This is a genomic window from Paenibacillus sp. JCM 10914 (assembly GCF_001315105.1).
Lineage (GTDB): Bacteria > Bacillota > Bacilli > Paenibacillales > Paenibacillaceae > Paenibacillus_AQ.
Map to the genome: position 1 here is coordinate 104187 of NZ_BAZR01000005.1, position 15788 is coordinate 119974.

The 15788-nt window shown below is 50.6% G+C and carries 11 protein-coding genes and 3 pseudogenes; 5 read left to right on the plus strand and 9 right to left on the minus strand.

Features of this window, described 5'->3' with window-relative positions:
• Positions 1-163: 163 nt before the first annotated feature.
• The 5 genes and pseudogenes from JCM10914_RS09020 to JCM10914_RS09030 form a co-directional block, all read right to left on the minus strand.
• The gene (locus JCM10914_RS09020) at positions 164-1372 is read right to left on the minus strand and encodes a hypothetical protein (protein WP_023959832.1); all 1209 of its coding nucleotides are present in this window, start codon (positions 1370-1372) and stop codon (positions 164-166) included.
• Positions 1373-1483: 111 nt separating this feature from the next.
• A pseudogene (locus tag JCM10914_RS31740) lies at positions 1484-1627 on the minus strand (hypothetical protein); the annotation flags it as partial.
• A complete protein-coding gene (locus JCM10914_RS31745; RefSeq protein ID WP_023959834.1) occupies positions 1564-1803 on the minus strand; it encodes a hypothetical protein in 240 nt (79 codons plus the stop codon). The gene JCM10914_RS31745 and the pseudogene JCM10914_RS31740, both read right to left, overlap by 64 nt.
• A complete protein-coding gene (locus JCM10914_RS09025) occupies positions 1790-2323 on the minus strand; it encodes an RNA polymerase sigma factor (protein WP_023959836.1) in 534 nt (177 codons plus the stop codon). The genes JCM10914_RS31745 and JCM10914_RS09025 overlap by 14 nt, the downstream gene beginning before the upstream one ends.
• A gap of 227 nt (positions 2324-2550) precedes the next feature.
• Complete coding sequence (locus JCM10914_RS09030; protein ID WP_023959838.1) at positions 2551-5364, minus strand: glycoside hydrolase family 3 protein; 2814 nt, start codon at positions 5362-5364, stop codon at positions 2551-2553.
• A 581-nt stretch (positions 5365-5945) separates the two neighbouring features.
• Between JCM10914_RS09030 and JCM10914_RS29925 the strand changes: the two genes are divergently transcribed.
• The 4 genes and pseudogenes from JCM10914_RS29925 (at position 5946) to JCM10914_RS29940 (ending at position 9557) form a co-directional block, all read left to right on the plus strand.
• Complete coding sequence (locus JCM10914_RS29925; protein WP_023959840.1) at positions 5946-6746, plus strand: chemotaxis protein CheB; 801 nt, start codon at positions 5946-5948, stop codon at positions 6744-6746.
• Positions 6713-6829, plus strand: a complete 117-nt coding sequence (locus JCM10914_RS29930; protein ID WP_231638588.1) for a hypothetical protein — start codon at positions 6713-6715, stop codon at positions 6827-6829. Before JCM10914_RS29925 ends, JCM10914_RS29930 begins: the two co-directional genes overlap by 34 nt.
• Positions 6830-6885: 56 nt before the next feature.
• A pseudogene (locus JCM10914_RS29935) lies at positions 6886-9048 on the plus strand (CheR family methyltransferase); the annotation flags it as partial.
• A 272-nt stretch (positions 9049-9320) separates the two neighbouring features.
• Positions 9321-9557 carry an ATP-binding protein gene (locus JCM10914_RS29940; RefSeq protein WP_231638589.1) on the plus strand — a complete coding sequence of 79 codons (237 nt, stop codon included), beginning with the start codon at positions 9321-9323 and terminating at the stop codon, positions 9555-9557.
• A gap of 475 nt (positions 9558-10032) precedes the next feature.
• Here the strand turns inward: JCM10914_RS29940 and JCM10914_RS09040 are convergent, their stop codons facing one another.
• The 4 genes and pseudogenes from JCM10914_RS09040 to JCM10914_RS09055 all read right to left on the minus strand — a co-directional run bounded on the left by JCM10914_RS09040 (position 10033) and on the right by JCM10914_RS09055 (position 13913).
• On the minus strand, positions 10033-11034 hold the full coding sequence (locus JCM10914_RS09040) for an ABC transporter ATP-binding protein (RefSeq protein ID WP_023959844.1): 1002 nt from the start codon (positions 11032-11034) through the stop codon (positions 10033-10035).
• On the minus strand, positions 11031-12041 hold the full coding sequence (locus JCM10914_RS09045; protein ID WP_023959846.1) for an ABC transporter ATP-binding protein: 1011 nt from the start codon (positions 12039-12041) through the stop codon (positions 11031-11033). Before JCM10914_RS09045 ends, JCM10914_RS09040 begins: the two co-directional genes overlap by 4 nt.
• A 51-nt stretch (positions 12042-12092) precedes the next feature.
• On the minus strand, positions 12093-13016 hold the full coding sequence (locus JCM10914_RS09050; protein ID WP_023959848.1) for an ABC transporter permease: 924 nt from the start codon (positions 13014-13016) through the stop codon (positions 12093-12095).
• Between the two features lie 19 nt (positions 13017-13035).
• Positions 13036-13913 (minus strand): annotated as a pseudogene (locus JCM10914_RS09055) (ABC transporter permease).
• Between the two features lie 183 nt (positions 13914-14096).
• Between JCM10914_RS09055 and JCM10914_RS09060 the strand changes: the two are divergent.
• Positions 14097-15746: a glutathione ABC transporter substrate-binding protein gene (locus JCM10914_RS09060; protein ID WP_023959854.1), complete on the plus strand. Its 1650-nt coding sequence runs from the start codon at positions 14097-14099 to the stop codon at positions 15744-15746.
• The last annotated feature ends 42 nt before the right edge of the window (positions 15747-15788 follow it).

A 15788-nucleotide genomic window follows, 5' to 3' on the forward strand; every position in this document is an offset into this window, starting at 1 on the left:
CTACTTTCTAAGCTCTTACATCCTCTATGATGAGATCAGGTCATCACATATGTTATTTAAAAATTACCCAAATGTCGATAGCTTTATCGAAGGATACCAGAATGTACAAGAAAAAATGGATTGTGAACATAGAAAAAGGGAGCCCTGAGGCTCCCTTATGAATTTATTTGAGCTGGATACGCAGCTCATCGTCCGGTTTCTCGGTCATATAACGCCAGATAAAGATCTCCAGCTCGGTTCCTTCGAAATTCTCATAAACGTCCGTATGTTGGTTATTCCCATCCCCGACCATGCCCGTGAAGGCGGGCTTCCCGTAATTACGCTGGTCCCCGCTCAGATAATAGGTTTGATTCACGCCGCCGAACTGCCGGTCCGCGCTGTATGATTCAACATAAAGGTTATGTTCTTTCATATAGTATGACCACGTAATAGCATGACCTGCGACGTTAGAGCTGATGAACTGCTTATCGGTAGATATGTTCGTTAGACGAATCGGAGTACCGTCACCTTCATGATCGTCTACGCGGTGCTTCGCGATGAGGGAAACCGGTTGATCCGCGAGCGCGGAAGGATCCAGTCCGGCCATCTCAAAGCGTAGTTCCGATTGATGAGGCTGATTGCTTAACAACCACCATCCTCCTTGAATTAAGGTGCCGCCTACATCCAGTTGATAGTCCATGTAAGGGAGACGCGAATATTTTTCTTCATGTCTTAAGTTCAGACGGACTTGAGTCGGTGTTACAACCATGCCTTCGATGGTTGTTCCTCCTGGCACCTGCTCCAGTGCGATATCCAGTTTCTCCTTAAAAGAACCGTTCTCCAGTTGTTTCTTCGACAAGACCATCGGCACGCTCCATGTTCCTTCGGCTTTGGCTACGTCGGCCAAATATGCGATTTGGAAACGCGTGCCTTCTGCGAGCAATGCCTCCCGTTGAAATACTTGCTGATTAAGAATCTCGCCGTGCTCTCCCGGCGTGCCGTATATGGAGGGTTCGGTTTCCTTGAGCTGCTCATTATGCCCATTGATTGCTTGAATCCGCACCCAGTTGTTCTCCTGGGCCTGGGGATCGGTAAAAGCAATCGCTGATTTCAGCATCGTCTTACCTTCTGGCTGCTCAAATGACTGCAGCGTTATACTGCCGATGCCATCCTGTTCAATAGCAACCGTCTGCTGCTTGGATTGAAGCGGGTCAAAGGCAAGTGGTTTCTCGACCTCTCCTACAAACCGGATATCAGTCAGAGTGAAAGCAACCTCGATTTGGTTATCCTTCGCCACCCAGTCCGTTTCAAAATATCCCTGGAAGACTCCTTCCCGTGCATTCCAGTCATGAGCCGAATTCCCCTCGATCCAGTTCCCGTTACGGTCTTGCATACCGACTTTGCCGTAGCTGACTAGTTCACGATGCTCCGAGCTTCCAGGGTCCAGGCTATACAGCAGGAAAGTCCGGTTCTCGTCCGTAAAGGCAGTGTGGACGGTCAGGGTGATGCCATCTCTTGTAACCGATTGCGCTATGTTCTGTCCCAGGCCTTGTTCAAGTGCGGATTGGATGCCGGCGCGATAGGTCAGTAAGCTGGACCAGTCATACTGGAAAGCAGCATAGACCGGCGTAGCATCAATGCGATGGATATACCTGCTACTAGTGCGATTCGCTTGCGCTTGCGAGGACGGAGCAGGAGCGACTCGCCACCGGATACTTTCAATTCATCCCGCTCGATACTGCTCCACATTTGGTCGAAATCGGGGTAGGGTATGGTATTCCCGGAATTCATCTGTTTCTTCAGATTCTTCTCAATACGTTCCATAATGCTTCTCTCCCTTCAGCCACGGCGCTTGGTGGCTTTCAAGTTTCCTGCGCATGAGCTTCAGCGCTTTGTGCAGTCTGGATTTCACGGTCCCTACAGGAATCTTCAATGTTTGGGCAATCTCTGCCATCGACAGCTCACCAATATAGCGGAGCGTGACGACGGCCATCAGTTTATCAGGAAGCTGTTGCAGCAGCTTATCCCATTCCTGCGCGGCTTCCTGTTCGAGGATGATGGTGTCAACGGATTTGGCCGAAGCTGCGGTTTGCTCATGAAGCCACCGGACTTCCGTTTGCTTGCTGTGCTTGGTTTGATTTCTCCTGAGCAGGTTGAGGCACTGATTCATGGTAATGCGCATGATCCAGGCTCGGAGGTGCTCAATACGTCTCCATTCCTGACGAAATACGGTGACGAACACGTCGTGGCATACATCTTCGGCATCCTGTGCATTCCGCAGCATGTAATAACAAGTGCGGTACACATCTTGGTTGTACGAGTCGAACAGCTCGCGTTCTGTCATTCAGAGCGCTCCTTTCGTTTGGGTTATGCTATATAAACAGATGACCCGCCGCTGCGGTTCATATTTTTTGCGGGTTATGCGGGAATGGCTCACAGAACATCGTACATCCTTTCCACATAAGCACGTGGAATACCTGTTATGATGGACGCACCGCAGTCACAAATAAAAAGCGCGAGGTATCTTGGATGTGACTCCAATACCTCGCGCTTTTGCATGCGCTTCTAGTTCTATTCCATGCGGAACCAGCTAAGCTGGGCCTCGCCCTTGAGGGTGAGATATACGATGCATGTTCCTGCTTGCAGACCTGTAACCGAAGCTTGGGCGGTAGTCCAAGCCTGATGGCCACCCGTAGGCAGAACTTTGCAGCTTCCCACGACAGGACCATCGGGACTGCCTGTCGTTACCCGTATTTCACCGCCGCGGGTATCCCCGCTAACTCTCGCCTCAAATGTAGTCGGTGCATGGTTGAAATTCACGTTGTGAAAGGCGATCCATCCCTCTTCGTCTTTTAGGCGAATACTGTCACCGCCCTCGCGGCATTCATCAAGGTAGACACTTTGATAATCGTCATAATTCGCAGCTTGGACTCGCTGGACCAGTGAGCGCGGAGGAACGGTTTCCCCGGATACTTGCAGTCGCATACTTGCCAGTGCCTGACTGGAAGAAGGACCGATCATTAACAAGTAGGTGCCACTCTCCACGCAGTATCGATCTCGGGTGACGTCCCAGTATGCAAGCTCCTGCGCGCTCAGTTCGAACTTCACGGTCTCGCTGCTTCCCGGGGCAAGATGGATACGGCGGAAGCCCTTCAGGGTTCTGAGCGGTCTTGGAATACGCGAGTGCTCAGCGCGAACGTATAGCTGAACAACCTCGTCTCCGGCTATGGTGCTTTCGTTCTTGACATCGATCGCAACCGTCACGCTCCCATCCTGCGTCATTTGGGCATGACTAAGGGATAGGTTCGTATAACGGAAGCTAGAATAGCTTAGTCCATGCCCGAACGGGTACAGGACGTCTCCATCAAAATATTGATACGTCCGCTTACCCTTGATGATGTCATAATCCATAATGTCCGGTAGCTGATCAACGGATTTGTACCACGTCATATTCAAGCGGCCTGCCGGATTGTAGTCGCCATACAGGACATCTGCTACGGCGTGGCCAAGCTCTTGGCCGGCATGGGAGGTGAAGAGAATGGACGGTATGTGCTCCTGCTCCCAGTTTACCGCGAACGGATAACCGCCTACGATGACGACCACCGTATTTGGGTTGGCTTCATAGACGGCTTGAATCAGCGCGTGCTGAGAGGGAGGGAGTGTGATATCCGGTCGGTCGATCGTTTCTTTCCCGTTGATGAACGGGCTGTTTCCGACGAATACGATCGCTTTATCGGCAGCGGCTGCTGCGGCTACCGCTGCCTCAATGCCGTTCTGTACTTGTTCCAGAATAAAGGAGGCTCCTTCATCTGGCCCATCCTCATGGCATGCAAGGAGACGCCCTTGTGCATCCATACCGACTGGAGAGCCGTCCCACGATTTCATGGTCACCGCGCCCTCTGCCGTGTCCTCAAAACGGAAGGCCTCCTTCACGAACCAGCCGCGTGCTTCGTCCGCGGTGGGTTGAAGCTGCTTGCTCTCGCTTTCTGTGACGAACTTACCGCTACTGATCAGCCGGAGCGTCTCTGAACCCCAGCCCCAATCGTTTCGTTCAAGAATCGTGGCCTGGGCGGAATCTGTCGCGTCTGCACGAAGAGAATGATCTTCGGCACATATGGTAACGTATCGACCTGTAGCCTTGCAGCGCAGGCGTACCCGATCTAATCCCGTATGGAATTGAACCGGGGCGTCGCCAAGCTTCTCTTGTATCCCTTGCAAAGGAGTAATGCGGTATGGAGGTGTACCGCTGTACCAGTCCGTATAAGCCTCATTGGCAAGCGGTCCAATGAGGGCAGTGGAGGCACGTGGATCACGCGCGAGTGGCAGCAACCCATCGTTCTTCAGCAGCACGACCGATTCGCGTGCAGCCTGAAGTGATAATTCGGCATGATCTGGCGCACACAGCTTCGACTCGGGTACGTGATGATAAGGATTGCGATCGTCCGGATCAAATTCACCGAGGCGAAAGCGAACACGAAAGGTGTTGCGCAGCGCACGATCCAGATCCGATTCGCACAGCAGGGCTTGATCCAATGCATCCCGCAGGGCTTGAAAGGAGATGTTCTGATCATCGGTGATGCTGTCGATGCCGGCTCTGACCGAGCCGGCAACGGCCTCTGCATACGATGCCACATAGTGGTGATCCATCACGGTGCCGAGCACATCGCCCGCATCCCCGACAACAAATCCGTCCATGCCCCATTCATCCTTTACGATATCGTTGACTTCATGGTTCAGATTACATGGTACGCCGTTGATGCTATTATAGGCGGTCATCATCGATTTAGCGCCGCCTTTGCGGAATGGAGTCTCAAAGGCCTTCAAATAGTACTCTCTTTTGTTGCGCGGATCGATGCTGACCGAGGCGCTGCCGCGGTCAACTTCATTGTTGTTCCCGTAATAATGTTTCAGCGTGGCTACGGTTTTGAGATAGAAGGGGTGATCTCCTTGCATGCCTTGCACGAGTCCTGCAGCGAGTTCGCCGGTTAGATGCGGATCCTCACCGTATGCTTCTTCTGTGCGACCCCACCTGGGGTCGCGTTCCATATCTACCGTAGGCGCCCAGACTGTTAACCCGTTCATAGCTTTGTCGCGTTGGTAATACACGCGAGTCTCATCTGCAATAACCGAACCAATGCTGCGCATCAGCTCAGGATTCCAAGTGCAGGCGAGTCCGGTATTCTGGGGGAAGACCGTCGCTTCACCGAGCCATGCGACACCGTGGGCACCTTCGGTGCCATGTTTATATTGAGGTACGCCGAGTCTGGGGACCGCTGTCTGGTATTGGCACATTAAGGCGATTTTCTCAGCCAACGTGAATTGAGATACCAGATCGTTGACCCGCTGCTCTAATGGAAGATCCGGATTCTGAAATTGATAGTTCATCTGTACAACCTCATTTCTATGTAGTGTAGGAATGTAAACGTTCTCATATATAAGGGAATTGCGATGTACGGCTTAATATCAGCCAACTTTTATCATAATGGGTGGTGTGACGGGTTCATACCGGGAGGATTAGAGCTGTTTTCATATAGAAATTACGACTAATCGCCAATCGAAAGTATTACAAACGGTCGAGCGAATGTTCATTTGCGGGTGGGTGATGTCCGGCTCTTTGTATTGGCGGGGCAGGCCCTAGGGGAAAATAGACGAATCTTAAAAGTTTTGTCGAATATGAAAAGGTCCTATAATATTCTAGTATAATGTATTAAAAAGCCCTGGTAGGTCAGGCGCTATCACAAGCGACATCTTGAGACAGCTCTCGAAGTTGGTCGTGTTGATATATTTACAGATTATGCGATATGGCTGAATGGGATCCTCGTAGCACATGGTATGGAAGCCAAATTTCCTGATCTTGGCTAGGGGTACTGAACAGGTATATCATTACTTTCTGGCAGAAGCTATAACCCGGCTTGAAACATACTTGGCTACATTACCAAATGGAGAGACGGAAGGGGAAGAGGCCGATGATGGAACATGAACAAAGCGAATATCCCATAACGGATTCAGTGCCGATACTAGGCTCAACGGAGATGACACAGGCAGCTCAAGGCCCAACATGCATCGTTGGGGTGGGTGCCTCCGCGGGGGGGCTTGCAGCCTTGGAAGTGTTTTTCGATCATATGCCCTCTGATGTTGGACTTGCCTTTATTGTAGTGCAGCATCTTTCTCCAGATTATAAAAGTTTATTGGGCGAGATATTAAGAAAATATACCGTGATGCCTATCGTTGAAGCGGAGCATGACATGCCGATACAATCGAATCACATCTACCTGATTCCGCCTGGTAAGATGATGACGATGAAAGAAGGTCGTCTGCAGTTAACAGAGACGGTCAAGCATCCGGCTGTTCATATGTCCATCGATATGTTCTTCCGCTCCTTGGCAGCCAACTATGGTAATAGAGCAGTCGCAATTGTATTGTCGGGTACGGGAGCAGACGGTTCAAACGGCATCATGGACATCAAGGAAGCAGGAGGGCTGGTCATAGCACAGGACAGTCAAACCGCGAAATTCGATGGGATGCCGAACAGTGCCAAGATGACCGGGAAAGTGGACGATGTACTCTCGCCGAAGCAGATGCCAGAGCGGCTGATACAGCATATGCGTGGATTTGGCGTTGTTAATCTCTCGAGCAATCAAGAACAGCTCACGACGGAGCAATTGATTCAGCTGATTTTGAGAAGATCCGGCAGGATAGCGGAATTGATTTTACGTATTACAAACGAAACAGTGTGCTGCGTCGAATCGAACGCCGTATGGTCATGAACAACGTACCGACGATTCAAGAGTATATGGCTTATCTGGAAAACCACCGCGAGGAACTGGGCGCCTCCGTAAGGATTTGTTGATCGGTGTAACCAATTTCTTCAGAGATGCTGAAGCGTTCCGGATTATTTACGATAAGGTGCTGCCGCTTATTTTTGAGAGAAAGAGCTTAATGAAGGAGATCCGGGTGTGGGTAGCTGGCTGCTCAACGGGTGAAGAGGCCTATTCGATCGCGATGTTGCTGCGGAAATATGCAGATCAGATGGAAGTTCCGTATCATATTAAAATCTTTGCGACCGATCTTGATAAAGAAGCCATTGCATACGCTAGTCAAGGTATTTACTCGGAGAGCATTATTAACCATTTATCCGAGGATGATATGAATCGGTTCTTTATTAAAGACGACGATATGTTCAAAATCAGCAAGGAAATTCGGAAGATGGTCGTGTTTGCGCCGCAAAATATTATTAAGGATCCGCCTTTTCGAAATCTTGACCTGATTACTTGCCGGAACATGCTGATCTATTTACAACCGGAGATGCAGATGAAGGCGCTTTCTCTTTTTCGCTTTGCCTTGAATCCGGATGGCTTTTTATTTCTCGGTCCAAGCGAGACGATCGGTCGATTCGTGAATCAGTTTGAGCCATTTGATCGGAGATGGAATATCTTCACCCACCGCCAATCGAAGCAAAATAACGATTCACTTCGTTTCGCTACCGAGAATGAGACGGTGTTTCAGGGAAATATCCCACCTGTATTGGGGCCATCCGCTGTCAGGGAGCAGCAGCCGCACGGTCGATTGGATGAGCTGCAAGGCACATTAACGGAAGAACATCTGTCGCCGGGTATGATTGTAGACCGCAATAACAACGTGATCCATTTAAATGGCACGATTAACGAGTATTTGATGCTAGCCCAGGGCAAACCGAGCTGGAATGTGTTCAAAATGCTGGATTCCAACATCTCGCTCACGCTCTCCTCGGGCATTCAGAAGGTGAGAGAATATAAGCGAGAGGTTGTATATCGGTCTATCATGATGACGACCAACTACGGCGAGCGGCAGGTCGATCTGCATATCCGCCCATTCTCGATGAAGAACAATTCCTACGACAAATATGTTTTGATTTTGTTCGAGGAAGCGAAGGAACTGGATCGTGAAGATCTACTGGTTCTGGAGCCGATGCAGATTGACAGTGATGTGAAATCGCGGATACTGGAGCTGGAGCAGGAACTGCAGCGATCCGATGAGCGGCTTCAGGCAATGGTGGAGGAGCTTGAGACCTCCAACGAGGAGCTGCAAGCAACGAATGAAGAGCTTGTGGCAGCGACTGAAGAGTTGCAGAGTGCGAATGAGGAGCTTCAGTCCGTGAATGAAGAACTGGTCACAATGAACACGGAATTCCAATTCAAGATACAGGAATTAATCGATGTGAACAATGACATGAGCAATTTTATGGGGAGTACGCGGATTGGGACGATTTTTCTGGATAAGCGAATGTGCATTCGGCGGATTACCCCTGCCATCACGAAGGAAATCAATCTGATGGAGGTCGACTACGGACGGCCGATTGAGCATATCTCGCATCAATTCCAATACTATTCTTTGGTTGAGGACGCCAAGCATGTGCTGCAGACGCTAGAACCGCTGGAGAAGGAGATCCAAAGCGTGGACGGCACCTGGTACAGCATGCGAATTCTGCCATACCGGACCGAGGACAATTTCACGAGCGGTGTCGTACTAACCTTCGTCGACATTACGGATCTGAAAGCAGTCAACGAAGAGCTGCTGAAGTTATCTTATGCGGTTGAACAGAGTCCCAGCATGACGGTGATTATGGATGTCGCCGGGAGGATTGAGTATACCAATCCACACTTTACCGAGGTAACCGATTTTGGCGCGCACGAAGCGAAGGGCCAGGGTATACATAATTTCATGGAATGCAGCCCAGACGATCATATGCTTGATGCCATGATGAGGACGGTCAAGTCCGGCGAGATGTGGAAGGGTGAGTTGACAGGCTGCAAGAAGAATGGCGACCTTTACTGGGAATCGGTCAAGGTGATCCCGATTAAGGATAAGAAGGGCGAGATTATCCATTTTGTGAAACTATCGGAGGATATCAGCGATCGCAAGAACGCGGAAGAGATGCTGCGCAAGACAGAGATGCTCTCAGCGGTTGGACAGTTGGCTGCTGGGATTGCGCATGAAATCCGTAATCCGTTGACGGCACTGAAGGGATTCACGAAGTTGTTGTCATCCAAGGAGAACAGCAATAAGACGTATATCGACATCATGCTCGACGAGTTGGATCGGATTGAGCAGATCGTAAGCGAACTGCTCGTCTTGGCCAAACCGCAAGCGATCGATTTTGTGAAGAACGAGCTTGAACCGATCATCGAGGACGTGATGATGCTGCTGGAGACGCAAGCGATCATGAATAACGTAGAGATCAAGGCCGATTTACGACCTGGAATTCATGTGCTGTGCGTGGAGAATCAATTGAAGCAGGTATTTATCAACGTATTGAAGAATGCAATCGAGCGATGCCAGGCGGCGGTGAGATATACGTCAGCATGGCCGTATCCGAAGAAGGGGCCGTGGTCGTTCAGTTCCAGGATAACGGAGCAGGGATTCCTGAGAGCAAGCTTGCCAAGCTGGGCGAGCCGTTCTATTCTACGAAGGATAAGGGTACGGGACTTGGACTGATGGTAAGTTATAAGATCATCGAGAATCATCAAGGCAATATCCAATTCCAGAGTGAAGAAGGCCAAGGCACCACGGTTATTATTACGATTCCCATGAGTGAGTGATAGATGAAAACTCCAGTTATAGAAGAGACCTCTTGCAAGGGCCAGAAGCTGATTCTCGCCTATGCTTGAGGCGGAACAAACAACATGCTTGATCTTGCCATGGTCGGCCTGCTGCTCTCCATCTATCGCCACAAGAATATGATACCGAATGGGGCGGGAATGGCCTAGGACCGTGTGACAACGTAAAAAGATGCAAAAATGCAGGCTTTACCTCTTGAAAGAGTACCTGGATACGAAAAAGATGCCAATCTGCATCTTTTTGACCCTGAGAAGCCCTTTAGGTAACTATAACAGCGACAAAAGATGTAAATTTGCAGGTATTTGCTGTTCAAGCCGCAATTTACTCGAAAAAAGATGCACTTTCGCAGCAATTTCCGTGAACAGTTGCACTCTAGCAGGTTGCCTGAGAAAGGCGGGGCCTATAGAAGAGTATCGTCCTCTTCTAAAGGCCCCGCCTTTATGTGTTGCAGGGGAGCTATAGCGAGCCTGTCGCCACTCCAATATCTTCAATATAATGGCAGGCAGCCAAGTGGCTGCCACGCTGATCGACTACCCGCAGGATGGGTGCCTCTGATTTGCAGAAGTCGGTGGCGTACATACAGCGGGTATGGAATCTGCATCCGGTGGGCGGATCGATGGGGGAAGGTACATCCCCTTTAAGAATGATCCGCTCCTTTTTGCGGTCGGGATCGAGTGTTGGGATAGCCGATAACAGCGCCCGGGTATAGGGGTGCTGGGGCTGGCGAAAGAGCGAGTGTTTATCCGCAATCTCCACAATAGTACCGAGGTACATGACGATGATCCGATCCGAGATATGACGCACCACGCCCAAGTCGTGGGAGATGAATAAGTAGGTTAGCTTGAACTGCGCTTGCAGGGACTTCAACAGATTCAATACCTGCGCCTGAATGGAGACGTCCAGCGCGGATACGGCTTCGTCGCTAATGATGAGCTTCGGATTAACGGATAATGCCCGGGCAATCCCGATCCGCTGCCGCTGTCCACCGCTGAACTCATGTGGATATCGATCTGCCTGATGCGCGGCTAATCCTACCGTCTCCAGCAGTTCGATCGCTTTTGCTCTCCGCTGCTGTGCCGGGACCACCCGCTGGATTTCCATCGCTTCTTCCAATACCTGTACCGCGGTTTTCCGCGGATTCAATGAGGCATACGGATCTTGAAAAATCATCTGCAAATCCTTGCGCTTGCGATTCAGTTCGGTTCGGCGCAACGAGAGCAGATCCGTTCCCTCAAACCAGACCTCGCCCGAGGTCGGTTCGTCGAGGCGCAGTATGGCTCTGCCCGTGGTCGATTTCCCGCAGCCCGATTCACCCACAATACTGACGGTTTCTCCTTCATGCACCGAGAAAGATACCCCGTCCACGGCTTTCACGACATTGACGGTCCTGCCGAATATTCCTCCCTTGATAGGAAAATGCTGCTTCAGATTCCGTACGGTTAACAGCTCTTTGCTCATGACCTTGAATTCACCTCGGCTTCATTCTCCCATTGATCCGCGTACTGCCAGCACCGGACCTGCTGTTGTTCATCAAGCTGTTGCAACTCTGGCTCATGGTCATGGCATAGCTGGCGGGCGTGTGGACAACGTGGTGCGAAGGAACATCCCATAAGCGTATCGAACGGGCTTGGGACAGAACCTTGTATCGGTTCCAGCACTTCTTTGTCCAGATCATGACGCGGCAGCGAGTTCAATAGGCCGATGGTATAGGGGTGCTTCGGATGCTTGAACAAAGTTCGGACATCGGTATATTCTACAAGCTTCCCATAGTACATAACGGCTACATCATCACAGGTCTCTGCCACGATACCCAGATCATGCGTGATGAAGATAATCGACATTTGCAGCTTCTGCTGCAATTCCTTCATCAGCTCCAGAATTTGCGCCTGGATCGTGACATCGAGGGCGGTGGTGGGCTCATCCGCGATCAGTAGATCGGGATTGCAGGCGAGCGCCATGGCGATCATCACCCGCTGCCGCATTCCTCCGGACAACTGGAACGGGTATTGCCGGATTCGTTTCTCCGGGGAAGGGATACCAACCAGCTTCAGCATCTGCACTGCTTTGTTCAAAGCTTCTTTTCTGCCGACCTGCTCATGAATTTGGTAGGCTTCCGCGATTTGATCGCCAACAGTGAAGACCGGATTGAGCGAGGTCATGGGCTCTTGGAAGATCATCGAGATATGATTACCGCGTAGCTTGCGCATCTGTCCATCGGATTTATCGAGTAGATTCTCACCGTTATAAAGGATCTTGCCACGCTTGATCCGTCCGGGTTTCTGTATGAGTCGAAGAATGGAGAGCGACAGTATGCTTTTGCCGGAACCGGATTCGCCTACGATGCCAAGCGTCCTTCCTTTGTGTACGGTTAAACTGATCCCGTCTACTGCCTTGATTTCTCCTTGCGCCGTAAAAAATGAAGTGTGCAAATCCTGAATCTCCAGCACGGTGGACACGTGATCCATCTTAGCTTTCACACCCTTTCTATGTGTAATCGATCTGCCTGGCCTGATTCGTCAATCGAAGTCGATACGCTTATTAAAATAGCGGTAGGAAATGTCGACGAGCAGGTTCACGAGCACGAACATGATCGAGAGTACAAGCACCGTAGCCTGCACGACCGGGAAGTCCCTGGCTCGAATCGAGTCGATGACATAGCGGCCCATCCCGTTCACGGCGAATACGGACTCGGTCAGCACCGCCCCTCCAAGCAAACCGCCGAATTCAAGGCCGATGACGGTCATGACCGGAATCATGGCATTCTTAAGCGCATGCCGGTAGATGATCACCCGTTCGCGTACGCCTTTGGCGTGTGCGGTACGGATATAATCCTGGCTGATAACCTCGAGCATGCTGGAGCGGGTCATGCGCGCAATAATGGCAGCACCACCTGTGCCGAGTGTAAGCACAGGCAGGACGGTCTGTGACCATGTGCCCCAGCCTGATGGTCGGAACCATCCCAAATCGACGGCGAAATACTGGATGAGCATGAGGCCAAGCCAGAAGTTGGGCATCGATAGGCCGAACAAGGCCACGAACATGACACCTATATCGGCGGGTGAATGCTGCTTCACGGCTGAGATGATGCCCGCCAGAATGCCGAGGAAGACGGCGAGGATCGTGCTGTAAATCGCCAGTTCCAGGGTAATCCAGAAGCGGCTTGTGAAGATTTCTTCCGCAATCGGTCGATTGCTGCGGATGGAATCACCCAGATCGCCCTGGAGCAAGCCGCTGACGTAATTCCAATATTGCAGCAGCAGCGGATCGTTTAAACCGAGGCTCTCGCGGATCATCTCGACCTGCTCGATCGGTGCTCCTTCTCCGATGATGATCTGGGCTGCGTCGCCTGGAATCAGATGCATCAACAGAAACACAACAACGGTCACGCCGATGATAACGGGGATCGTGTGAATCAGTCTTCGGACGGCATAGATGAACATGTTCGAAGCAGCTCCCTTCCTATTTTTTCAGTTTCGGGTCAAGGATGTCCCGCAGACCATCACCGAGCAGGTTGAACGCAATGACAACCACAACAATGGACAAGCCGGGGAACAAGGCGACGTGGGGAAACTCCATGATGTAATTGCGTCCATCGTTGAGCATTGCGCCCCATTCCGGAGTGGGGGGCTGAGCACCAAGACCAAGGAAGGAAAGGCCGCTGGCTGTCAGTATAGCTACGGCAATCCGCATCGTGGCTTGGACGATAATCGGAGACGTAATATTCGGCAGGATATGCTGGAATATAATTCGTGCGTCGCTTGCGCCGAGTGATCGCATGGCATCGACGTATTCGAGCTTGCGAACCGCGAGCGTGGAACCGCGCACTACCCTGGCAAAGGTAGGGATACAGAAGATACTGACGGCGATGATGACATTGAACAGGTTTTTTCCGAGGACGCTTACGATTGCCAGTGCCAGCAGGATACCCGGGAAAGCAAGCATAATATCGGTGATTCTCATAATAATGGCATCCCATTTGCTCCGTAATAGCCGGATATGACCCCGAGTAAGATGCCGAACGTAGCCCCGATCATGACCGATATAAATCCGACGGAGAGTGTTAACCGCATGCCATGAATAATTCTTGTAAATATATCTCTACCGTTGTGATCCGTTCCAAACCAGTGAGCAGCCGAGGGCTGCAGCAGTTTCATAGAATAATCCACCTTGGTGGGATCGTACTGGGTGAGGAGGGGGCCGATAATAGCGACAAGGATCATAAATAGTAGGAAATAGCCTCCGAACAGGGCGGTTTTATGTTTCCTTAGACGGAGATAAAAAGATTTCCAACGAACCAGGTGAGTGCCATTTTGGGTATGGGAAGCCGGGGTATCCAAGCAAGATCATCCTCTCTTAAGTTTAATATATGTCATGTTTTATATATGTAAATGTTAGGTTATCTCAGAAAATAGTGAGGATATATGTGTTTTTAGCTGGTATAAATATCAGATAGTAAAATATATGTTAACTGTGTAAGAAATATTTTCCTATTTTAAGTGAGAAGGGGGAGTTTGTATCACATGTCAGGTAATAGGCGAGTGAAGTTACTTATTGGCATCTTGGTTATAATGACTTTACTGGTGTCGGCGTGTAGCGGTGGTAAGAGCAACAACTCTGATCCTGCGCCTAACAATGGAAAGACACCTGCGAACGAAACGGGGCAAAAAGAAGCGGGAGGGGAGAAAGCAGCGGAGACTGCGCCGAATGAGCTTGTCATTGCCTGGCTTTCTGATCCGCCGTCCATGGACCCTCATATGTCCACGGATCAGCAAACGAGTATAGTGACAACGCATCTCTATGACACGCTTGTGATTCATGATAAAGACCTCAGTATCCAGCCAGGGCTTGCGGAAAGCTGGACCCCAATCGATGATTTGACGTGGGAGTTCAAGCTGAGACAAGGCGTGAAGTATACCGATGGTTCCGCATTTAACGCCGAGGTAGTGAAGGCCAATCTCGATCGTATGCAGGATCCGAAGACGAGCTCGCCACGTGCTTCACTGGTAGGGATGATTAAAGAAATCAAAGTCGTAGATGAGTACACCGTGCAGCTCGTGACCGAATATGCATTCTCCCCGCTGCTGGCGCATCTTGCTCATCCAGCGGTAGGGATGATCAGCGCGGAGGCAATCAAACTCGACTATGAGAAGATCGATGCGGGAGAGAAGGCAGGGGCTTATCTGTCACAGAATCCTGTAGGTACGGGCACGTTCAAATTGGAGAGCTGGAATCCGGGACAGGAAGTGAAATTGGCGGCCAATCCGGATTATTGGGGCAACCCGGCCAAGGTGGATAAAGTGACGTTCAAGGTCGTCAGCGAGGAAGGCACACGGCTGGCAGAGTTGGAAACCGGGTATGCGCATATCATCGATCCGGTTTCTCCAAGCAGTATCAATCGGGCGGAAAGCACAGAGGGAGTATCTTTAAACCGTCAGGCATCGCTCAGTCTGTCTTATATCGGGTTTAATACGGAGAAGAAGCCGTTTGACGATGTTCGTGTGCGCCAGGCCTTATCGATGGCAATCAACAAAGACGAGATTATTCAAGGTATCTATGAAGGGACGGGAATACCTGCCGTTGGACCATTGGCCCCTGACGTGTTCGGGTTTGACGAGACGGTAAAGCCAATTGAACATAATATAGAGAATGCAAAGGCATTGTTGAAGGAAGCAGGTCTTGAAGGGGGATTCTCAACAACCCTTTGGACCAATGATAATCCGGAGCGAGTCAAAATTGCGGAGTATGCACAATCGAAGCTGAAGGAAATCGGAGTCGATGTAAAGATTGAAGTTGTAGAGTGGGGAGCGTACCTCGCCCAAACCGCAGAGGGCAAGCACGACATGTTCATTCTGGGATGGTCTACGGTCACGGCTGATGCGGATTATGGATTATACGAGCTGTTCCACTCTAAGAACGTGGGGCTGCCGGGCAATCGGACGTTTACCAAGAACCCTGACCTCGACAAGCTGCTGGAAGCCGGTCGTCAAGAGAATGACCCGGACCAGCGGAAAGCCATCTACAAAGAAGCACAAGAGAAGTTGGTCGATATTGCACCCATGCTCTATATTCACCATCAGGAGTATTTAAACGGGGTAAGCGATAAGGTGGAGGGCTTCTGGAGACATCCGAACGGTATTATGCAGTTGAAGGAAGTGTCCATTAAACCGTAAGGATAGAACGGTATTAGCCTATCGTTTGCATTATATGTGAAT